This is a genomic window from Haloferax chudinovii (assembly GCF_042663345.1).
Taxonomy (GTDB): Archaea; Halobacteriota; Halobacteria; order Halobacteriales; family Haloferacaceae; genus Haloferax; species Haloferax chudinovii.
This window is the reverse complement of record NZ_JBHTAB010000009.1, coordinates 1-20,838: the sequence shown is the minus strand read 5'-3', so window position 1 is coordinate 20,838 and position 20,838 is coordinate 1. Positions and strand designations below refer to the sequence as shown.

Genomic DNA, 20,838 nt, shown 5'->3' with positions numbered 1-20,838 from the left:
CGCTGATACCCGATAGACGCCCCGCCCGCCACCGCATCGACTTTCGTCTCGAACAATCAGAAAATCATACTATTATCTTCGCGTATTATGATATATTTTTCGCCTCGCGTCCTTCGTCTCGAACGTGGGTGGACGCGGTGACTCGCCCACCGGAGTTCTATGACCACTAAATTCTTGTTCTGACTCCTTGAAACGCCGAATTCGACGCGTTTGAGTGCCGAAATGCATGGGGCGTGAGAGCCTGTTTACTCTCACGTAATTCGAGCGCTTTCCGAGTTAGCGTGATGCTCAGAGAGGAGTCCGACTCACACCGCGGCCTTATCGTCGTGCCTGAAGGTTTGAAACGGGCGTTCCGAGGTCGAGGCACCCGCTAGCTGTCGTCTACGCCGAAACCAGACGTTTCTGCCGACTCCTGAGGCACCATACAAGATATGTCAGATCAGATAGTGTTTTATTGTCTAGATAGTGAATTTCGAACACGCACGTGGTCACCGATTCGCTGTCGCCGACAGCGTCTTTGACCGCCGGTCCAACGTCGATTCGAGATGACCCTCGCCGCCGAACGACTCCGCCGATTCAAGACACCGCTCCGGTACGTGATGGGTAGCCTCTACGTCCTCGCCGGTGTGATGCACTTCGTCGTGCCGAACGCGTACGCGCAGGTCGTTCCGCCCGTCTTCCCGGCGGCGCTCGCGCTCGTCTACGCCTCGGGCGTCGCCGAAATCGCCCTCGGCGTCGGCGTCGTCTTCCGCCGCACTCAGCGCGTCGCCGCGTGGGGACTCGTCGCGCTGTTGGTCGCGGTCTTCCCCGCGAACGTCTACATGGCGACGAGCGACATCGCGCTCGAAGGCGTCCCGGCGGCGCTTCGGGAGCCCTCGGACGCGGCACTGTGGCTTCGACTCCCGCTTCAGGGCGTACTCGTCGCGTGGGCGTGGTGGTACACTCGCCCGGGGTTCGACGACGGCGTCGACTCGTCGCCGAACCGCTAACAGTCACCGAGCGGATTAGTGTCCTCTCCCACGCCGTCCGGCTGTTTTCGGAACCGAACGGAACGGATTCAAGCGCGCTGGTGCGACGTATTCGATGACCGAAGACGACACTCACGACCACGTCGTCCCCGAAAGCGACGAGGCATTGATTCGGCCGACGTTCGGGGCTACGACTTCGTCGGCGCGGACTACGTCGTCTACACCTCGATAGGGATGGAGGGCGACGGCTCGCTGTCGGGCGCGCCCCCGAACAAGGCCGTGTCGTGGGGGAAAATCAAGGACCACGATACGAACTACACGCAAATCGAAGCCGAGGCGACGCTCGTCTTCCCGCTTATCGTCGCCGGTGCGTTCAAGAACTAGCGCGGCTGCACCCCCGCCGAGCGATATTTACCACCGTGAACGAGTAATTACTCACCCAACATGAACGAAGACGATGCGGTCGGCGGCGAACTACGAACGGTCGGCGTCCTCGGCGGCATGAGCAGCCAATCCACGATTGAGTACTACCGACTCATTGACGAGGGTATCAACGATGTTCGCGACGGCCATCACGCGGCGGAACTCCTGATTCGAAGCGTCGACTTCGGTACCATCGAGCGATTCATCCGAACCGAGCAGTGGGGCGACGCGGGGGAGTACCTCGCCGCCGCCGCGACCGACCTCGAAGCGGGCGGCGCGGACTTCGTCGTCATGGCGACGAACACGATGCACAGGGTCGCCCCGCGACTCGAGGCGGCGCTGTCGATTCCGTTCGTCCACATCGTCGACCCGACCGCAGACGCGATTCGCGCCGAGGGACTGGACACGGTCGGCGTCTTGGGGACTCGGGCGACGATGGAGGGCGCGTTTTATCGGGAGCGATTCGAAGAACGCGGTATCGACGTTGTCGTCCCCGACAGCTCGCGCTTCGGCGAACTCGACCGAATCATCTTCGAGGAGTTGACCAAGGGCGAGATTCGCGAGTCGTCTCGCGCGTTCTATCTGGGAGCCATCGACAGTCTGGTCGAGCGGGGTGCCGAAGGTATCGTCCTCGGTTGCACGGAAATCGAACTACTCGTCGAACAGACTGATCGACCGGGCGTGCCGCTGTTCGACACGACGGCGCTCCACGTTGAGCGGGCCGTCGAGCGAAGCCTCGCGGGGAAGACAGACGCGTAACTGAATCTGTCGCGCCGGGTGTCCTCCGAATGTGGCTAGTCGAGTGTAGTTCGTCACGACAATTTCGTGCGTCTGATACTAAGTAAGCACTCACTCAGTAGAGTCATATCGTCGCCCACGAATAGTCGTTCAATGAACGAAGACGCCACGCGGACGCGGAACGACCGGCGACGCTGGCGAACCCGCATCCGGGCCGCAATTCGAGACGTGCCGCCCGCGCACTGGCTCGCCGCGATACTCACCGGGTTCCTCGGGAGCGTCCCGCTCGGGTTGATGATGCAGTAGGGAATCCCGAACCGCCTCTCGCGGGAGTAACTGGGGGAGTGCTCCCGTCGAGAACTCGGTGGCGCCGTCGTCGGATTCGACGAGGTGGTGCACGTCGAAAGCCGAAACTCCACTAATGCGACAGAGCAACCGTTTCTATTGTTCCCCAAGTAGCGCTATGTGGGTGTTTCACCCATCGAAACGGCTACGTTAGACTCATAGCAATTCTCTTTAGTGGCCGGTCGTGTTGCCCGAGTGATGGTATCAACCAGGCGAAGTTTCATCGGGAGTTCTGCCGCGGCGGTGGCGGGTCTCGCCGGCTGTCTGACCACGAGTAGTTCCGAGGGCGACGCCGCCTCGACGGGTTCCGGTGACGACGCGGAGACCTACGAGGTCGGGTATCAGGACTTCCAGACGAACATCGAGGCCACTGCGTTCCCAGATATGCTGTACTTCTACTGCGTGCAGTCCGGGTGGATGAACTGGCCGTCGCTGATGCAGTCGTTCGAGGACTCCTACGGCGTGGCCGTCCACGACGACGACCGCTCGTCGGGCGAGGCGCTCCAACACATGCGCTCGCACTCGAACAACATGACCCACTCCGGGTACAACGGCGGCTACACCTACGGCATCGTCGCCCGGAACGAGGGCTTCACGCAGGCGTACAAGCCGCAGGGGTGGGACAAGGTGCCGGACTCGCTCAAGACCGACGACGGCCACGTCACGGCGACCCGTCGAGTGACGACGGCCGTGACCTACCGGAAGGACATCTACGAGGAACGCGGCCTCGACGAGCCGACCACGTGGGAGGACCTGCTCCAGCCCGAAATCATGCAGGACCTCGCGCTCCAGACCCCGCAGGCGGCGGTCGGGCTCGCGGCGGCGCTGTCGGTCAACAACGCCCGCGGCGGCAGTATGGACGACCTCCAGCCCGTCATCGACTACTACGAGCGGATTCAGGAGGGCGGCGCTGAGTTCACCGACAACTTCCTCGCGCAGTTCTCCCGCGGCGAGTACGCGACGTTCATCCGGTACGACTACTCCGGCCTCGACCTCAAGTACAACAACGACGAGGTCGCAGAAGAGAACGTCGGCGTCGCGCTCTTGGGCGGGGAAAACGGGAACAAAGGCGCGCTCAACATGCCGTACGGCTACGCGCTCTTGGAGGGCGCGCCGAACCCGGCGGCGGGGAAGCTGTTCATGGACTACGTCCTCTCGTTGGAGGGCCAACAGCAGTTCCTCGACGCCTACGTCAGGCCGATTCGCTCCTCCGAGCTGGAGCTTCCCGACGAGTTCATCGACCCGGCCGAGTACGACCGGACCGAGTTCCAAGTCGACTACGGTCAGTTGGTCGAAAAACAGGAGGACATCATCCAAGAGATAACGCGCGGCGCGAACATCTGAGGATGTCCGACCGACACGCCGAGAACAGTTCGCGCTCGACGCTCCGGGCGCTCACGGCGCGGGTCGTCGGTGCGTTCGAAACCGTCGCGAACCCCGTCACCGAACGAGAGCGCGAGTACCGCCGCATCGTCGCGCTGTGCGCGCCGTTTGCCGTGCTGTTGCTCGTCGCGGGGCTGTACCCCCTCTCCGAAGTCGTGCGCATCAGCGTCTCGACGGCCCAGTACCGGTCGGTCGGTTTCTCGCTCGACGCCTACGCGACGCTGTTCGGCGACCCCTACTACCGCCGGGTGGCGTTCGACTCCCTGTGGCTGACCACGGGAACGACGCTCGTCTCGGTCGGGCTCGCTGTCCCCATCGCGCACGCCCTCGAGAAGTACGACCTGCCCGGCGAGGACCTCCTCGTCACGCTCGTCTCGTTTCCCATCAGCCTCCCCGGTATCGTCGCCGCGTTCATGATTCTGGTGCTGTTCGGGAACAACGGCGTCGTCACCGCGGTCGCGGCCGCCCTCACCGGGAGCCGCCCCACCGACCTCGCCTTTGCGGTCAGCGTCCCGGGACTGTTCGTCGCCTTCGTCTACTCGATGGTGCCGCGCGCGACGCTCATCCTCCGCGGGACGTACGCCGAGGTCGACTCGGCCGCCGAGGAGGCCGCCCAAGCCCTCGGCGCGACGCCGTTCGAGACGTTTCGGTACGTCACGCTCCCGCAGATTCGACCGGGCATCACCGGCGCGCTGATTCTCACGTTCCGGACGGGACTGGCGATTTTCGGGACGCTCGTCGTCATCCAGACGCTCGTCGTCTGGACGCTCCAACTCTCGCGGGAACTCGGCGTCGGCTACGACGTGCAGGTCGCCGGCGCGATGGCGACCGTCTACTTCGCGTTCACGTTCCTGTTCACCGTCCTCGGACTTCGGTACACCAGCGCGGAGGTCGGCATATGACGTCGGCCCTCTCGCGTCGGTTCGGGCGGTCGGCCGTGACGCTGACCCTGTTCGCGACGGTCGCGTTCCTCATCGCGCCCATCGTGCTCACCGTCGTCGCCTCGTTCGCCGGGAGTTGGACCGGCGTTCTCCCCTCCGAGTTCGTCACCTTCGAGAACTGGCGGGCGGTGCTGGGGCTCGCGGACACGATTGGCTCACAGCGCAGTATGGGGTGGGACCCCCTGTTCGGGGTCCCGCTCGGCGGCGAGACGCTGACGGTGTCGGTCCCGGCGGAGTTGGCGTTCAGCATCGGACTGGCCCTCGGCGGCGTTCTCATCAACCTCGTCGTCGGCGTCCCCATCGCGTATGCGGTGTCTCGCTACGAGTTCCCGGGCAAAGAGTGGGTCAACGCCATTTCGGTGCTCCCGCTCGTGCCGGGCGTCATTCTGGGCGTCGCGTTCCTCCGTGCGTATCCCGACCTTTCGGCGACGAGCTTCGGGCTCATCGTCGGCTACTCGCTCCTGAAAGCGCCGTTCATGGTGATGGCGGTGCAAAGCGAGTTCGAGTCGATGCCGCTCCGACAACTGGAGGAGTCCGCCCGCTCGCTGGGCGCGTCGTGGCCGCGGACGTTCCTGACGGTCATCGTGCCGAACGCCCGCTCGGGCATCGTCTCGGGAGCTATCATCTGTTGGGCGCTCGCGGCCGCGGAGTTCAACTTCTCGTACATCGTCTGGGCGAAAGGCACCCAGCCGCTCGCGCTCTTCTTGCAACGACACATCTCGAACAGCTCGTTCACCAAGGCGGCGGCCGCCGTGTCGATGTTCTTTTTCATCATCGTCGCGGTCACCCTCCTCCTACAGCGAGTCGGTCGCCGCGGATTCGACACCAGAGGTAGCTAATGGCAGACGTGACACTAAACGCGGTCCGAAAGGACTACGACGACACGACGGCGCTGGACGGCGTTTCGCTCACCGTCTCGGACGGCGAGATTCTCGGCGTGCTCGGCCCCTCGGGGTGCGGGAAGACGACGACGCTTCGCACCGTCGCCGGTTTCGAGACGCCGACCGACGGCACGGTCAGGTTCGACGGCGAGGACGTGACGAACGTCCCCCCGGAGAACCGCAACGTCGGGTTGGTCTTCCAGGAGTACGCCCTGTTCGACAACATGACCGTCGCCGAGAACGTCGCGTTCGGGCTGAAGATGCGAGGCGTCGGGAAGCGCGAGCGACGGAACCGGGCCGGGGAACTGCTCGAACTGCTCGACATCGGCGAGATGGGTGACCGCGACCCGACGACCCTCTCCGGCGGCCAACAACAGCGCGTCGGGCTGGCTCGCGCGCTCGCCATCGAGCCGAACATCCTCCTGTTGGACGAGCCGATGACGGGGCTCGACGCCCAGCTAAAGGCGCGCCTGCGGACCGAAATCGGCGCGCTACTGGCGGAGTTGGACGTCACCGGCCTCTACGTCACCCACGACCAGGAGGAGGCGATGGTGATGTGCGACCGCGTCGCCGTGTTGAACGAGGGCCGCGTCGAACAGGTCGGCACGCCCCGAGAGATATACGAATCCCCGGCGAACGAGTTCGTCTCGGAGTTCGTCGCGCTCGACGCGCCCGACCTCCCGTTCGTCAGCTGGTGATTCGACCGTGGCGACGCGACTCCGACGGCGTCCGGCGGGAAGTGCGGAAGGCGATAGTCGCGGTCTACGTCCTCGAACTGCTGTTGCTGTCCGCTTTCCGGCGTGAAAGCGCTGTTTGCCGGCCGGCCCCGACTTCGTCCTCCTCGCGTTCATGCTCGTCGGCGATACCGTCGGGAGTGTGTTCGCGAGCGGGTGGCTGACCTCCCGCGTTTCGGCGACCGACTCGTCCGCCCACGGCCGACTGACCGGCGAGCCACAGTGGGTGGCGTCGGTCGGCGTGAGAACGTTCGAGGAGAGCGTGAGTCGTGAGTAGCGCCCGATGAGACCGCCCGCGACGACCCGGAACGGACTACCCTCGCGAATGTAACGAGTAGGCGATGAGCACGACGCCGCAGAACTGGAACAGCCGCGTGACGAGCGTGAGCGGCTGTTGGTACTGGAGGCCGATGTAGCCCTGACGCAGGAGCACCGAGCCGACGAAGGCGACGCCGAACGCGACGGCTGTGAGGAAGAACAGGCCCGCGGAGAGCGCCCGCATCGCCCGGCTGTCGTGACGGCGGTAGCCGCGATAGGCCTGATAGCCGACGTAGCTCCCGACGAGCGTCGACCCGAAGGCGAGCGCGACGATGAGCCAGTCGAGGACGGCCGACAGGGTCGCCATCTCAGAGGTCCTCCCACATCCGTTTGAAGCGGTCGGCAGTGTCGGTTTCCGCCTCGCCGGGAAACGACTCGTCGTCGGTGCGCGTCAGGGACGACTCGAACGACCCGTCATCCAGCTCCACGGAGAACTCGGAAAGCGTGGCGGTGTAGACGCTGTAGTGGTTGTTACTGGTTCGAATCTCGGTCTGTTCGTCGAGGAGTCCGTACGCCTGTAATCGTTCCACCCGGCGGTAGACCGTCGGTTTGGACATCTCACACTCGTCGGCAAGCTCTTGTGCGGACATTGGTCTGGTACTCGTCGCTTCGAGGATGTCCCGGGCGTACTCGTCGCTGAGGAGGTCGAGAACGTCACCCAGCGCCGGATCCTCACTCACGGTGGTCGAATGACTGCCCGTCGGACTAATAGGCCCACGGGTTTCCACCCCTGTTGGTCGCGGCGACCGGTTCGGAACGCGGGTTCGGTGGGGTTGTCGAGATAGCACGGTGGTTCGGGGTAGTACGACGATACTGCGGGAGCGTACGGCGATGCTGTGGAGGGGCTGTCGCGTCAGCGATGGCCGCGATGGGTGCCGAAGTGCTGTCAGAGGGCACAGTACGGTACTGCTCGGGAGGGCAGTCCGATGTCGGTGCGGCGGGACCCATCGCAGTTCGACCAACGCGCTGGTATATAATATAAAAAGGGGGCCAGTTTCTGACCCAGAAACTCGCGGGGTTTCAGGCGGGACAACCGACCGAGCGGCCGACTTCGACGAGGCGGTCCGTCTCGACGCCGGTCCCGCGGACGGTGTAGCCGTAGCCGTCGCAGTTCCACGACAGCGACGTGCTCGGTCCGTAATCGATAGTCGCCGGCCGACCGCCGACCGTCGCGTCGCGCTCGTCGTCGTCGATGTCGAGGGTGTAGTTGAACTTCGCCATCGTGAGTTCGCGGCCGCCGGCGGCGTAGCGGAGTCCGACCCCGTCGATGCGGCCGGTCGTCCGCGTGGCGTAGACCAGTTCGTACGCGGGCGGGACCGTCGGCTTGGGGACCGAAATCGAACTCCGCGCTTCCAAGTCGGCCCTGCTCCGGAACCACTCCGTGCTCGGCGTGTTCGGTCGCTCGACGGTCGTGTTGGCGTCTATCTCCGGACGGAACGCGTCCGCGGACACGGACGCGTCGAACGTGACGTTCGTGTACGTCGTCGTCACCGAGCGCCGGGTCCCATCGGCCGTCCACGCCGTCTGTTTGCGGAGCGGGTAGAACCGTTCTGCGTCGAGCCACAGCCGCTGGTGGTAGCCCGCCTCGCTCCGGTTCGTCTCGGGGGCGATCTCGATGACGTACGCCTCGCGCCCGCCGACGGTGTCGGTCTCGACGAACTCGACCGCGTAGCTACGGTTCGCGTCCGCATCCGGCGCGACACCGGCGTGTCGCGGCACGACGGGAAGCGGCGACACGCCGATTGACTGCGGGCGACCGTCGCCGTCGGTCAGCCCCGCGGCCGCGACGAGCAGTTGGAGCCGTTCGGCTGTCCGTGGTTGTGTCGGCGGCCCCGTCAGGTTGATGGCGGTCACGGCGTCTCGGTCGGTGTCGTGAAGCCAGAGCGTCGACCCGTTGGAGACCTGTCGGTCGTACCGTCGATTCGCCGCGTCTCGGAAGTTCACGCGCTTCCGCTCGGTCTCCGGAACGAGCGCCACGTCGGCGACTGTCCGAGACCTGACGGTGTCGTTGGCTCGAATCTCGACCGTCTGCGTCCCGGTGAGCGTGTCGATGCCGCGGTAGCGCTCGGTCACGTTCGCGTCGACAGCGGGGCTCGCGTCGCCGATTGCGCCACCCGTCGTCCAGAGGACTGCGGGGAGCGCGACGGCGACGAGGACGAACACGGCGAGCGTGCGTCGGTTGAGTCGGAAGGGAGGGCGAGTCATGCTGAGTACACCCTGACAGGGAGTTCGACTGCGTGTCTGGGAGCCGACGGCTAAATACTTCTGGACGCCGGGGCCACGAATACCAACGGGCCAACTGTTACGCGCGTCGCGGGCGCATTCTCCTCACAGTGCTCGCACAGTTTCCCCCTCGAACCGCCGGGGAGTTTATGCGCGTGGGGATGGTATTCAACCAATAATGTCAAGCGAGCGGATGAAGTTGCTCGAACACGTCGAAGCCGACCTCATTCTTCGAGAGTTCTTTCAGGAAGTCACTGAGTACGCGATATTTCTCCTCGACGCGGACGGGTTCGTAGCGACGTGGAACGAGGGCGCGAGACGCATCAAAGGGTACGAACGCGACGAGATTATCGGCCGCCATCTGTCCGTGTTTTACCCCGACAGCGGCGACGGTACGCCCCCCGAGACGGTGCTCTCAATCGCCGAATCCGAGGGGAGTTACGAGGAGAAGGGGTGGCGCGTCCGGAAAGACGGGTCCCACATCTTCACGCACGTGACCGTCCGCGCGCTGTACGACGACGCCGAGGAACTCAAGGGTTTCACGAAAATCGTCCGGGATATCACGGAGACCTACGAGTACCGACAAGAACTGGAGCGAAGCCGAGACCGACTCGAACGCACCGAGCAACTGGCCGATATCGGCGGGTGGGAAGTCGACTATGAGAGCGACGACCTACAGCTGACCGATGGAACCAAACGGCTGGTGGATACCCCGCCCGACACGGAACTGACGCTCGATGAACTCAGAGACCACTTTCACGAGGACGACCGCGCGACCGTCGACGAGGCTATCGAGGGCGCGCGAACCGACGGCGAGCCGTTCGACATCGAGATACGAGTGATAACGGCGACGGGGCGAACGCGATGGGTCCAAGTCCGCGGCGAGCCGACGGGCGACCGGACGACCGTCCGCGGCGCGGTGCGCGATATCACGGACAGAAAGGAGCACGAAGAGCGGCTCACGGTGCTGAACCGCGTGCTTCGTCACAACCTCCGCAACAACCTCAACATCGTCAGCGGCTACGCGCGGGAGCTACGCCGAGATCTCGACGCGGTCGATATCTCGGCGATAGGCGACGCCGACCACGAACAGTTACACGAGACACTGGAGAACATCAGCGAGACGACCAAGGGTATCGACACGGAACTGCGGACGCTCGACAAGTTGGTCGACGCGGCGAGCCAGTTCTCGGCTGAGGCGATGGTGTCGAAGACGAACCGAATCATCGAGAACGCTGATGGGCTCATGTCGACCGGCGAGAAGGCTCGTCGGTCCGAGAACGTCGTGAAGGAGAGCGCCGAGAGACGCCCGGTTCGCGTCGACGACGTGTTCACCGACCTCAAACAGACCTACGAGCAGAAATACCCCGAGGTAGAGATTCGACTCGAACTGGGTGAGCAGACCGTACTCGCGGGCGAACACTCGCTGTACCTCGCGCTCGACGAACTCGTACAGAACGCCATCGTCCACAACGGCGAGGACTGTCCCGTGGTCGCGGTCGCGTCGCGCCGCCTCTCCGGCGAGCGGGTCGCAATCACGGTCGAGGACAACGGCCCCGGCATCCCGCGAACCGAACGCGAGATTCTGAAACGCGGCAAAGAGACCCCGCTGGCACACGGGAGCGGGATTGGGCTGTGGACCGTCCACTGGTTCGTCACGCAGTTCGACGGCGAGGTTTCCATCGCGGACCGCGTCGAAGGCGGGTCGACGGTCGAAGTGAGGCTCCCCACGCCGGAGCACTGACGCGGCCGAGTCGGTCTCGCCGACCGAGGACGCGAGCCGACGACCTTAGACCGACCCGATGTCCTCTTTCTTCCGCATGAGGTAGAGGAAGTACGGTCCCCCGACGAGGCCGGTGATGATACCGACCGGGAGTTGAATCGGACTCAGCGCGAGTCGAGCGCCCACGTCGGCACCGACGAGGAGCGCCGGACCGAGGAACGCACAGCCGATTAGGAGCCGCTTCGAGTTACTGCCGACGAGGTTCCGAACCATGTGCGGGACGATGAGACCGACGAAGCCGACCAGTCCCGCGACAGCTATCGCCGCGGCCGTCGAGAGGATGGCGATACCGGCGACGCCGAAGCGGACTTTCTCGACGGGCATGCCGAGCGACTGCGCGGTTTCCTCGCCGAGGAGGAGCACGTCGAGTTCTTTGGTGACTGCGAGCGCGAGTCCGAGCGAGACGAGAGTGAACGGGAGCGCGATACGCACCTGCGCCCAGTCGGTTCCGAGCAGCGACCCGGACAGCCACGCCTGCGCGGACATCACGACGCCGAGGTCGTTGATGAAAAAGAACATCGCGCGCTGGACGGAGCCGAAGACCGTCCCGACGACGACGCCCGCGAGGACGAGTCTGACCGGCGAGGTGCCGTTCTTCCACGCGATGAGGTAGACGATGAGGAACGCCATTGCACCTCCGACGGCGGCGAGTACCGGCATGAGCGGGAGGAGTCCAGACAGGAACGTCAGCGTGACGAGCACGACGAGACCCGCCCCGTCGCTGATGCCGAGGACGTACGGACTCGCCAGCTCGTTTCGGGTGACGACTTGGAAAATCGCGCCCGAGACCGCGAGGTTCGCGCCGACGAGGACGCCGACGAGAATCCGCGGCAGTCGGATGTTCCAGACGACGAACTGGCGTTGGGTGAACCACTCGGGGATGTCGCCGCCGAGCAGGAACGCCCGCCAGACGTCTGCGTCGAGTACGACCGCCGAGTCGAAGACCGCGCCCCACGCTTCGGCGAGCGTGAGGGGGTACGCGCCGAAGCTCACTTGGAGGAGCGTCGCCCCGAGAAGGACCGCGAGGCTCCCGACGATGACGAGGGCGAGCATCGAATCGGCGTACCGGTCGCGCCACCCCGAGCGAACCGCACCGACCGCGTCTGTGACCTTGCTCATCGGGCGTCAGAAGTTCCCGTTGACGATGTCGACGAGGCGCTCGCGGTCGAAGAGCTGTTGATCTTCGGGCACGTCGCCGACCGCCCCCGGCCACTCGCCGAACTGGTCGGGATACACCATCTTGGCGACGGCCTCCGTCGAGAACGTATCGACGATGGGGCCCATATACTGCCCGCCGCTCCGGATGAGGTTGCCCTCCTGAACGGCCGTGAGTCGCTGTCCGCTCTCGTTGTTCTCGAACGGCTCGACGACGGTGTCGACGAACTCCTCGTGCGTCGAGGAGGTGAGTGCACCCACCGCGCCGATGTAGTCGGGGTCGACGTCGATGAGCTCCTCGTAGCCGATGGGTCCCTCGGGGTAGCGCCCCTCGAAGGCGTCTTTCATGCCGACCCGGACGTACGATTTGGTGTTGTTTCCGAGGCGGTGGAGGGGTGCGACGCGGAACTGACCGGAGTCGGGGCTGACGCCGCGCCAGATCGCGGCGACGGTAGGCCGTTCGTCCTCCGGGGGGAGACCGGATTCGATAGTGCTCATGAGGTCGTCGTGGAACGACTGCCACGCTTGGAACTGCTGTTGGCGCTGGAACACCGTGGCGACCTTCTCGAACGCCTCGTAGAGCGTGTACGGGTTCGGCTCGTTGCTGACGGCGGCCGTCGGGGCGAACCTGAGGGTCGTGCCGAGGAAGGGCCCGGTCTGGGATTCGACTTCCTCGTAGTCCGACTCGTTCCAACTGACGTAGCGGCCGAGCGTGGCGCGGGCGATGAGCCACACGTCGGCGTCGGCGGCGTAGAAGTTCTCCTTGTCGAAGCCGGACTCCGCACCGCTCGCGAGCTTGGTGATTCGACTCTCGTCGAATTCGAGACCGAGGAGGTCGTAGAACTTGAGTGGCGCGCGTTCGAGGCCGGTGGTCGCACTCGGATGGATGCCGAGCGCCATCCCCATATCGAGGAAGGGACCGGAGACGACGCCGTACGTCTCCGGCACTGCTTCGAACGTGTACGGGTCGTTCGGTTCTATCTCGACGGTGTACTGTGAGGCGTTCTCGGTGGTCTGTTCGGTCGCCGACCCCGTGGGGGTCTCGGTTTCGGATTTCTCGGGGGTCGTCGACTCGGAATCCGCACTCCCGCCCGCGGTACAGCCAGCGAGCGCCGACGCGAGGAGTCCTGCACTGCCTGCGAGTATCTGTCGTCTTCGGACCATGTTATTTAGGCCTGCCTAAAGACTGATAATCGTTTCGAACTTTAGGCAGACCTAATAATTATATATCGTACGATGATGTCGGGTCACGACCATATTCCGAGCTCAGATATAATGATTATAACTGTGGTATCTGTCGTCTCCGACTCGGTTTGTCCCGCTGGTGAGTGGTCGAATTATCAGACACGATTGCTAACTACTCTCGCGCCGTTTTCGACGTTCCTCTCAGTTCTCTCGCTGGGTATATTCGGCCGACTAGAGCCACTATATTTGAGTAATCCGAATAATTTGAATTTCCCAAGCCACCTCGAGTTGTGGATTATGTGGATAGTCTACAGTACTCCGGTAATTTCGGTACTGTCGATACGGTGTCTCCCGTCGAGTGGGCACATACTTCGGCGTCAGGCTATTATCTACTAATTGTACATTATCCACGTATTCTGCATAATTTACCCGAATTGCATTATCTGCATCACCCAGTCTTGGACTGCTTCTCCGTGGCCGCGGATTCGGGCGCGTCGAAGTCGGCTGTCTAAACGTGCATAATGAGGATACTATAGATAATTCAAATTATTCCAATTACCTGAGAAGTTCAGCTAACCGTAATTCTGTAGCCCGTTCGTCGCAGTCGTGGTATCCACGCAAATGAGAATAGATGTATGATCTGTCTGATTCGAATTATCTCTATAATTTCTATTATCCAGATTATTCCTTTATAATCTGTCGACTGGCGGTCCACAGCCGGGATACTGCCCATATATAGATACTGTGAATTATCTGGGTTATTCTGATTGCTCGGGTGTCCCGAAAAATGCACATCTTTGAGGAATCCAGTGGCTTTTGATTCTCCGGAGAACTCTGCTATCCCAACATATCAGAATAATTCTCAATATTCTAATAATTTGAATAATTTGGATAACTCGACAAACCCGGATTACTACCGACGTGTGTCGCATGCAAGCCGCGAGACTGCACGAGTACACCGACGACATGAGCGAAGGACTGTCGATCGACGAGGCCGACCGCCCGGCGGCGACGGGCGCGAGCGACGTGATAGTCGAGGTAGAGGGTGCCGGCTGGTGCCAGACTGACAACCACATCATCGAGGGGATGTGGGCAGAGTACGTCCCGCAGGAGCTCCCGTTGACACTGGGTCACGAGAACGCGGGGACGGTAGTCGAGACGGGTGAGGGCGTCGACATCGTCTCACCGGGTGATCCGGTGATTTGTCACCCGGTCCAGACCTGTGGCACGTGTCGTCCCTGTCGGCTCGGCGAGACGATGTACTGTGAGAACGACAAATTCAATGGCCTCACGACGGACGGCGGCTTCGCCGAGTATCTCCACACGAGCGAGCGCTCCGTGATTCCCCTGCCTGAGGGAGTTGAGCCGATCGACATCGCCCCCCACGCCGACGCCGGGATCACCGCCTACCACGCCGCGAAGAAGGCGGTCGCGGAACTGAACCCCGGCGATCACGTGGTCGTCATCGGCGTCGGGGGGCTCGGTCACATCGGCCTGCAGTGTCTCGAGGCGATGAGCGCGGCGAAGATCACCGCGGTCGATCTGAAGGAGTCGGCGCTGAACCTGGCGGGTGGCTACGGCGCCGACCACCTCGTGAACCCCTCCGAGGACGACGTGCCCACTGAGATCGAGGCGATCACGGACGGCAACGGTGCGGCGCAAGTCCTCGACTTCGTCGGTGAGGACGTGACGACGGCGTACGCACCCGACATCACCGCGGCCGGTGGCGACCACCACATCATCGGATACGGCGGCCACATCCACGAACCGGCACAGGCGCTCGTCAACGGGGAGTTCTCCTTCGTCGGCAACATCGTCGGCCGGTACGCCGAGTTGCAAGAGCTGGTCGCGCTCGTCGAGCAGGGGGACGTCGATCTCCACACGAGCCGGTACAACCTCGATCAGATCAACGAGGTCGCCGAGAAGCTCGAGCACCGCGAGATCGATGGGCGTGCCGTGATCACGCCGTAGGCGAACTCTCTCACCTGTTCAGTGTGGGCGAGAATCGAACAGAACCGATCGACAACCGTCTCCGGCAGCTGGTTCCTTGCTCTTCGGAAGACTGCGATCTGTTAGATGACCCCGGACGTAAGAATGAACCCAAGTAAGAGTACGACGCCGAGGAGAAGACCACCAACGAGTGGTGTATTCTCCATTGCTTTCTCGTGGAGGGCCATCTGTTCGTACTCTGAGCGGAACTCTTCGAGGTTTGCTTCGTCGTAGAAGTACTTCGTTTTCAACACAAATCGCTCGGTAACTGCACAGCCCGTACATACTGGTGTCCCTTCGAGCCGTTCTGTTTTGATGTGCGAGCCACAGTTGATGCTCCCACAATTTGCACAGTACGTGTACGATTTCGCGGTTTCTTTCTCACAGTGGACGCAGCGATGGATTCCGTCTTCGATCGCTACTCGGGAGGGCCCCGCAGCGTGGTACGAGTACGGATAGGTGTACTGCTGGAGTTGTAGTGTCTGTCGAACCCGTGGGACGTAGAGCGGTGAAATCGCCTGGATAGAGATATCCGATTGTTTCGGCTCACACGTCTTCTCGTAGGTGACATTGTTGCCACCTGTGTAGGTGACGGTCGTCGTGTGGTGGTGCTGGAGGCGAGAGACTGCCCATTCTTTGTAGTCGGTTTCTGTCTGCCCGTAGCGAGCGACGTCGACGTCGTCGAACAGCGTGCTGAAGCGGTCGGAATCGAGTTCGACTGCTTGCTGGCTGTTGTTCGCGATGAGGTCTGCGAGACGGCTGTCTGCGATGCTGGGTTCTCCTCGTGTCGCATGGACAACGAAACGGTTTGATTCGTTGACACGGTGGATGACGCCAACGGATGTTTCGAAGACCGCGTCTGTTCGTGCACTAATGGTGAGATAAGGCTGGAAGTCAACTAGCTTGTGTGGTTTTGGTAGTGCGTCTGCGTCGAGATTTTGGATGTCACGGGCTACTTCACGTACTGGTGCGTCAACACCGCTTGCAGGGTCGAATGGCCGGAGCGTTTCGTTACAGAGAATCTCGATGCGGCCGTTGTAGAGGTCCAAGCCGACTTCGTCGGCGATGTCTCTCAGGTCGGTACCGTCGATGAGCTCAATTGGATATGGATCGCCGTTCTGTCTAAGTCGAGTAGCGTACTCTTCAGCGGGTGCAGAAAATTGTCCTGTTGTGACGACGATGCCACGCTTTGGGCCATCGTAGTCGTACGTCGCGATGGCTGAGTGGAGTTTCTGGACGACAGGCCGTCCGACAGAGCCTGTGTGTTTGCACTCGACGACAACTCCACGGCGTGTCCCGTCGACGACCTCCTCCATGAGGATATCTCGTCCTTCGTCGGCGGTTTTGCGTGCCTGATGGACGTTTTCGTACCCGAGATTCCGAAACACATCCTCCATCAGGTCCTCAAATTCGAATCCGGAGAAATCGTCTAAGAGTGGCATGAGAATTCTACTTGACAACCAGACGTACTGTAACTATTAATTAGTTGTCTCCCTGTCTCCAGGTGCTGTAACGCCCATCAATTTGAACGCGGTGAGCCGTCCCCTCTGCAGAGTCCAAGCCAGACTCCTCCGTGACTTTGTGTGCCACACTCGATGACTTGTCTCAGTCCGGCGGAATTCTTTTGTGACGATACACAATGTATATTAGACATGGTACCGAGTGATGGACGTTCAGAGGTGTTCTCTGCCCTCAGAGAAGCAGTCTATTCTGACTCGGATACTGAATTCGTGGTCGCATTCGGCTCACAGATTACGGGCGAGGCGACGACGGCGTCTGATCTCGACATCGCAGTCAAGTTTGCGGACAGTCTTTCTGCTCGTGACCGATTTGAGAAGCAGTGTTTCCTTCGTCGGCCGCGAACGACTCAGACACGTCTCGAATCATATCGAGGACGCCCTCGGTGTTCGCAGTTATATCGACCGTCGAAACGCCGCCGCGACGGAGCGCGTCGACTGTCTCGATTGCCGTCTCGAGGTCGGTCCCGCGGATGATTGCGACGATGCCCGACTCTGCGATTCGCTGGGAGATGGATGCGACCATACTCGTATCAGGGCGACCCGTGACTTGACCTTCGGAGAAATATCCGCTCACCGGATGCCGACTGCTGACGCCGGATTCGACGGTGAATCGGAAGGTACAGAAGCCGTTTACACGCCATTGAACGCTTGTTCTTCGGAGGATGACGAGCGATATTGAGACTGACGCTCTCAATCCATACGGGAGGAACGAAAGCACGTGCCGGACTGGGACGCGTAATCGTTACTGAAGTCAAAAAGAACAACCGTACGGGGTGTTAACTCCGTACGGCTCCAAACACGAGTATGCCGCACTACGAGGCTTCTTTCGAGATTGAATCCGTGAGGGACTCGAACGCAACTCGGCGCATCCTAGCATACGCCTACGACACGATTCGAGAAGAATCACGCACCGTCCGGGAGGGTTCGGAGGATGCAACCGAACTCCTTAATTCGTTCAAAACACTTCGAGATGCGGCCGAGTCTCCGTCACCTGGCACCTTGGTCATCACTTATCGGCAGTCCGACAAAGAGTTCGATTCGTCGGCAATCCACGACTGAGGTCCGAGTCGTCCGGACCATCCTCGTTCTTCTTCGAACTCGAACTGTTGTATGCCGGTCGTCTCAAGTATCACTCCTCTCCGAAAGCCGTTGCTCTCGAAGTAGTGAGTGCAAGAGAAACGTAGTTACACAGTTTCGCCGTCGGGCAACGACGTGAAACGTGCCGATGAGCGGCGATCTTGGTGGGCGGCTCGGTGACCTCGATGAAGCACTCGCGGGTCCAGACCGGGCAGTTCTCGCACACCCAGACTCTGTGGACCGTTCCGTCTCGAATCACGACCCTGACAGATGTCCCGGCGTGGGTTTCGCACGTCGGGGCCTGAAATATATATCGGCCTGCAGAGCTCGCTCTCCGAAAAAGCCTTTCCGCAGGTCTAACCAGACTGCCCTAGTCGGATACCGTTGCGGAGGTCAAATCAACGTTGGGGTGAGACGTTGCTGGTCAGCAATTGAACAGTTCCTACTCGTGGACCGAGTGGCGAAACGGTTACCCGCCAAGCCACCATCCGTAGAGTTGTTCTTGCTCGTTACTGTCGGAATGTTTTTTCGACTGGCCGTAGGTCTTCCCCTTGAGAAGTTGGCGTTCGACCGCGTTCGCGGCGAGTCGGAGGGCGTGAGCGGCACCATACCCCTCGCCATCGGCCGTGAAGTAGCCACGGTCGGTGACCAGGCGAATCCGTGCGAGCACCAGCGGTACGCCCCGTGATTGCTCTTTGTGCTCCTGCAGTTCGATGCTGGCCTTAATCACGCTCATCTCACCGTACTTTGAGACCATGCTCTCTATCAGCGCGGAGACGTCGTCGTAGTCCATCTCCTCCAGCAGGTCAAGCCCGAACACCTGCACGGCGCTCCGGTCATCGCGCTCCCATGTGAGCGCCTCGATGACGTCCGTCTTCGTGATGATACCGACCGGCTCACCGGAGTCGTCGGTTGTGACAACGAGAGAGGATATTCCCTGCTCGAACATCGTTTCGACGACAACGTCGAGTTGGGCGCTCCGCTCGACCGTCGCGACTGTACTGGACATCAGATTTCGCACCGGCAGATCGAGCAGGCGGTCGGAGTCACCTCCGCGCGCGCCGAATCCACCGTGACTGCTCCCAGAGCGCCCGCGGCCACCGAAACTCCCCGGTGAACCACCCTGACTCTTGCTTCCGCCCCGCATGGTAAAGTCGATAACGTCGTACAGGCTCAACATTCCCACGAGGTCCTTCCCGTCGACGACTGGGAGATGAGCGATGCCAGCTTCTCGAAGTATATTGAGCGCTTTTCCGATTGTGGTCTCAGGGGTCGCACTAATCAGCTCCGCCGTGTAGGCGTCGTCAACGGTCGCCGCGTCGAGAAACGGGCGGACGGCCTCGAGAACATCATCTGCGGTCACCACCCCCACGACACGGTCGTCGTGGAGTACGGGAAGCGCCTTGGCGTCGCTCCCAATCATGAGCCGCGCGACCTCGCGGACGTCCTCGGTGCGTTCGACAGTCGGGACGTGCTGTACCTGTGAGCCGACCTTCGCAGACGGGTGATTGGACGAAGACGCCAGCTGTCGGCGATGAACGATGCCGCGATACTCGTCGCTGTCTGTTACGACGATGGCATCGAGCTCCTGATTCTCGAATGCGCCGGCGACCTTCGAGAGCGGTGTTCTGATGTCGAACTCTGTGAATTTTGGGGAGAGGATCTCAGATATATCCATGTGTGACTCTCTACTAGAAGGGCGCTGGACGGTTATGCCTGTTCCACCGCTGAACTTCGAAAGAGAGGTATGCTGAGTACTGTCCGGGCAATAAACGGGTGACGACCAAAGTGCACCTATTCGAGATTGACGAAACATAACCGCTAGAAACGGTACCAAGTGACGAAATAAACGATGCTACTCAGTACCGAAACCAAATTCTCACGGAATTAGTTGTTACAGGCTCTGGTGAACCACCATACTGCGATTGATTTGGCTATGTTGCGGCATGCTTGATGTTATGAACGACACATTTCAAGACGAGCTCACGAACATCTGGGTCGATGATTCCATGCGAAGGCGAATGATTCGAGCCAGTCGTCGGCAGTCTCTGCGTCGTCGTGTCTGAAATAGTTTGAGAACGATAATATTCGTATATTTATATTATAAATGACATATTCGGCGCTGTTTCGATTCCCTGTTTTTCGTACCGGAATCGGAGCCCGTGCCGATTGCAGGCGTCTTTCAGCGGCGTCGCGCCATCGACGAGAAACACGGCGTCGTCGACGTCGTGTTTCTCGCGGTGTTCTCGGAAGAACGAATGGGCGAGAACTTCGTTCTCGTCGGCTCAAGCTTCGTATAGAGCAATTCGTTTGATTCGGAATCGACAGCCGCGTACAGCCAGTACTGCTCGTCATTGAGTCGAATCACGGTTTCACCGACCGCAACGTAATCCGAGCTTCGGCCGTCGTCGGGCTGTAGAGCGGCCTTGTGAACGGTGGAACGAGCCCGACTGACACCAAATATCTCAGGAATAAAAGTAGTACTTGAAAGCGATAGTTAGCGAGTAGATCTGAATACCGAGCTTCATCAGCAGTCGCGGTGTCGGCACGAGCGCATTCGACTGCGCTCTCGAGAGACGTGTAGCAACCACCGTCAGAGAACGAATCTGGAGTGACACTCAGGAGACCCATGACTTGTGTATGATCTATACTCTCAAGCGTCAGGACCCGGGCAATATCCATACATATTCTAGTGGATGAAATAAAGCCCGAGATTGCGAAGCAACGTCGGTGACTTGTTCAATGTGATGGCTTTCTCACTTAGCGTCATCCCTCTACTATTCATCGACGCAGACATTCATTTTCACTGTCTCGTGGGGTTGTCTTCCCACTCATACCACGTACAGGGATTGTAACTGTGGTAGTCAACAGCACCGTTCAAAATATTCGATAATATCGAGATATCAGTTGTGCGGTATAAACACAATTAAGGCACCGTCTAGTTAAGGAACGAACAGGTCGAAGAGTGAGTGATCTATGCTACTCTCAGACCTGCTCAAGGAGAGTTTGGACACCGCTACGCTTGAATGTTGGCAGCGTGAGCGGACAGCGACGCCCGTCAGGGCGTTCGCCGTCCGGCTCCATACTGCCGGTCTTTCACTCAGAGAGACAGAAGCGATTCTTCGGTTACTGGGCGTAGAACGCTCGTTTCAAGCAGTTTTTCAGTGGGTACATC

The 20,838-nt window shown here is 61.0% G+C and carries 18 protein-coding genes and 5 pseudogenes; 14 read left to right on the top strand and 9 right to left on the bottom strand.

Annotation, left to right across the window (positions count from 1 at the left end; all coding sequences use genetic code 11):
* Positions 1–545 precede the first annotated feature (545 nt).
* From ACFQI8_RS14825 to ACFQI8_RS14785, 9 genes and pseudogenes are all read left to right on the top strand, one after another.
* Positions 546–989 (top strand): DoxX family protein, encoded by a 444-nt coding sequence (locus ACFQI8_RS14825; protein WP_390246095.1) that lies wholly within the window; start codon positions 546–548, stop codon positions 987–989.
* A gap of 180 nt (positions 990–1,169) precedes the next feature.
* Positions 1,170–1,352: pseudogene (locus ACFQI8_RS14820) on the top strand (deoxyhypusine synthase family protein); the annotation flags it as partial.
* Positions 1,353–1,412: 60 nt separating this feature from the next.
* Positions 1,413–2,150: an aspartate/glutamate racemase family protein gene (locus ACFQI8_RS14815; protein ID WP_390246093.1), complete on the top strand. Its 738-nt coding sequence runs from the start codon at positions 1,413–1,415 to the stop codon at positions 2,148–2,150.
* Between the two features lie 132 nt (positions 2,151–2,282).
* Positions 2,283–2,435, top strand: a complete 153-nt coding sequence (locus tag ACFQI8_RS14810; RefSeq protein WP_390246091.1) for a hypothetical protein — start codon at positions 2,283–2,285, stop codon at positions 2,433–2,435.
* Positions 2,436–2,717: 282 nt separating this feature from the next.
* Positions 2,718–3,818 carry an extracellular solute-binding protein gene (locus ACFQI8_RS14805; protein WP_390246363.1) on the top strand — a complete coding sequence of 367 codons (1,101 nt, stop codon included), beginning with the start codon at positions 2,718–2,720 and terminating at the stop codon, positions 3,816–3,818.
* Between the two features lie 2 nt (positions 3,819–3,820).
* Positions 3,821–4,759: an ABC transporter permease gene (locus tag ACFQI8_RS14800; RefSeq protein ID WP_390246089.1), complete on the top strand. Its 939-nt coding sequence runs from the start codon at positions 3,821–3,823 to the stop codon at positions 4,757–4,759.
* On the top strand, positions 4,756–5,637 hold the full coding sequence (locus ACFQI8_RS14795; RefSeq protein ID WP_390246087.1) for an ABC transporter permease: 882 nt from the start codon (positions 4,756–4,758) through the stop codon (positions 5,635–5,637). Before ACFQI8_RS14800 ends, ACFQI8_RS14795 begins: the two co-directional genes overlap by 4 nt.
* Positions 5,637–6,377, top strand: a complete 741-nt coding sequence (locus ACFQI8_RS14790) for an ABC transporter ATP-binding protein (RefSeq protein WP_390246085.1) — start codon at positions 5,637–5,639, stop codon at positions 6,375–6,377. Before ACFQI8_RS14795 ends, ACFQI8_RS14790 begins: the two co-directional genes overlap by 1 nt.
* A 115-nt stretch (positions 6,378–6,492) precedes the next feature.
* On the top strand, positions 6,493–6,690 hold the full coding sequence (locus ACFQI8_RS14785; protein WP_390246083.1) for a hypothetical protein: 198 nt from the start codon (positions 6,493–6,495) through the stop codon (positions 6,688–6,690).
* 36 nt (positions 6,691–6,726) lie between these two features.
* Here ACFQI8_RS14785 and ACFQI8_RS14780 read toward each other — a convergent pair whose 3' ends face one another.
* The 3 genes from ACFQI8_RS14780 to ACFQI8_RS14770 form a co-directional block, all read right to left on the bottom strand.
* On the bottom strand, positions 6,727–7,038 hold the full coding sequence (locus ACFQI8_RS14780; protein WP_390246081.1) for a DUF7521 family protein: 312 nt from the start codon (positions 7,036–7,038) through the stop codon (positions 6,727–6,729).
* 1 nt (position 7,039) lies between these two features.
* The gene (locus tag ACFQI8_RS14775; protein WP_390246079.1) at positions 7,040–7,411 is read right to left on the bottom strand and encodes an ArsR/SmtB family transcription factor; all 372 of its coding nucleotides are present in this window, start codon (positions 7,409–7,411) and stop codon (positions 7,040–7,042) included.
* A 340-nt stretch (positions 7,412–7,751) separates the two neighbouring features.
* The gene (locus ACFQI8_RS14770; RefSeq protein WP_390246077.1) at positions 7,752–8,936 is read right to left on the bottom strand and encodes a LolA family protein; all 1,185 of its coding nucleotides are present in this window, start codon (positions 8,934–8,936) and stop codon (positions 7,752–7,754) included.
* A gap of 196 nt (positions 8,937–9,132) precedes the next feature.
* Here ACFQI8_RS14770 and ACFQI8_RS14765 point away from each other — a divergent pair, with 196 nt between their 5' ends.
* Positions 9,133–10,698: a PAS domain-containing sensor histidine kinase gene (locus ACFQI8_RS14765; protein WP_390246075.1), complete on the top strand. Its 1,566-nt coding sequence runs from the start codon at positions 9,133–9,135 to the stop codon at positions 10,696–10,698.
* 45 nt (positions 10,699–10,743) lie between these two features.
* Here the strand turns inward: ACFQI8_RS14765 and ACFQI8_RS14760 are convergent, their stop codons facing one another.
* Together ACFQI8_RS14760 and ACFQI8_RS14755 are read right to left on the bottom strand one after the other, a co-directional pair.
* Positions 10,744–11,856 carry a FecCD family ABC transporter permease gene (locus ACFQI8_RS14760; protein WP_390246073.1) on the bottom strand — a complete coding sequence of 371 codons (1,113 nt, stop codon included), beginning with the start codon at positions 11,854–11,856 and terminating at the stop codon, positions 10,744–10,746.
* Positions 11,857–11,862: 6 nt separating this feature from the next.
* Complete coding sequence (locus ACFQI8_RS14755; RefSeq protein WP_390246071.1) at positions 11,863–13,056, bottom strand: ABC transporter substrate-binding protein; 1,194 nt, start codon at positions 13,054–13,056, stop codon at positions 11,863–11,865.
* A gap of 951 nt (positions 13,057–14,007) precedes the next feature.
* Here ACFQI8_RS14755 and ACFQI8_RS14750 point away from each other — a divergent pair.
* Positions 14,008–15,048: an NAD(P)-dependent alcohol dehydrogenase gene (locus ACFQI8_RS14750; RefSeq protein WP_390246069.1), complete on the top strand. Its 1,041-nt coding sequence runs from the start codon at positions 14,008–14,010 to the stop codon at positions 15,046–15,048.
* 101 nt (positions 15,049–15,149) lie between these two features.
* Here ACFQI8_RS14750 and ACFQI8_RS14745 read toward each other — a convergent pair whose 3' ends face one another.
* On the bottom strand, positions 15,150–16,508 hold the full coding sequence (locus tag ACFQI8_RS14745) for a restriction endonuclease (RefSeq protein ID WP_390246067.1): 1,359 nt from the start codon (positions 16,506–16,508) through the stop codon (positions 15,150–15,152).
* A 153-nt stretch (positions 16,509–16,661) separates the two neighbouring features.
* Here ACFQI8_RS14745 and ACFQI8_RS14740 point away from each other — a divergent pair.
* Positions 16,662–16,841, top strand: a pseudogene (locus ACFQI8_RS14740) (hypothetical protein); the annotation flags it as partial.
* A gap of 73 nt (positions 16,842–16,914) precedes the next feature.
* Here the strand turns inward: ACFQI8_RS14740 and ACFQI8_RS14735 are convergent.
* Positions 16,915–17,109, bottom strand: a pseudogene (locus ACFQI8_RS14735) (bifunctional 4-hydroxy-2-oxoglutarate aldolase/2-dehydro-3-deoxy-phosphogluconate aldolase); the annotation flags it as partial.
* Between the two features lie 281 nt (positions 17,110–17,390).
* Here ACFQI8_RS14735 and ACFQI8_RS14730 point away from each other — a divergent pair.
* Positions 17,391–17,645, top strand: coding sequence for a hypothetical protein (locus tag ACFQI8_RS14730; RefSeq protein ID WP_390246065.1), 255 nt, complete (start codon positions 17,391–17,393; stop codon positions 17,643–17,645).
* Positions 17,646–18,132: 487 nt separating this feature from the next.
* Here ACFQI8_RS14730 and ACFQI8_RS14725 read toward each other — a convergent pair whose 3' ends face one another.
* On the bottom strand, positions 18,133–19,341 hold the full coding sequence (locus ACFQI8_RS14725; RefSeq protein WP_390246063.1) for a CBS domain-containing protein: 1,209 nt from the start codon (positions 19,339–19,341) through the stop codon (positions 18,133–18,135).
* Positions 19,342–19,646: 305 nt separating this feature from the next.
* A pseudogene (locus ACFQI8_RS14720) lies at positions 19,647–20,206 on the bottom strand (IS6 family transposase); the annotation flags it as partial.
* 433 nt (positions 20,207–20,639) lie between these two features.
* Here ACFQI8_RS14720 and ACFQI8_RS14715 point away from each other — a divergent pair.
* Positions 20,640–20,838: pseudogene (locus tag ACFQI8_RS14715) on the top strand (IS6 family transposase); the annotation flags it as partial.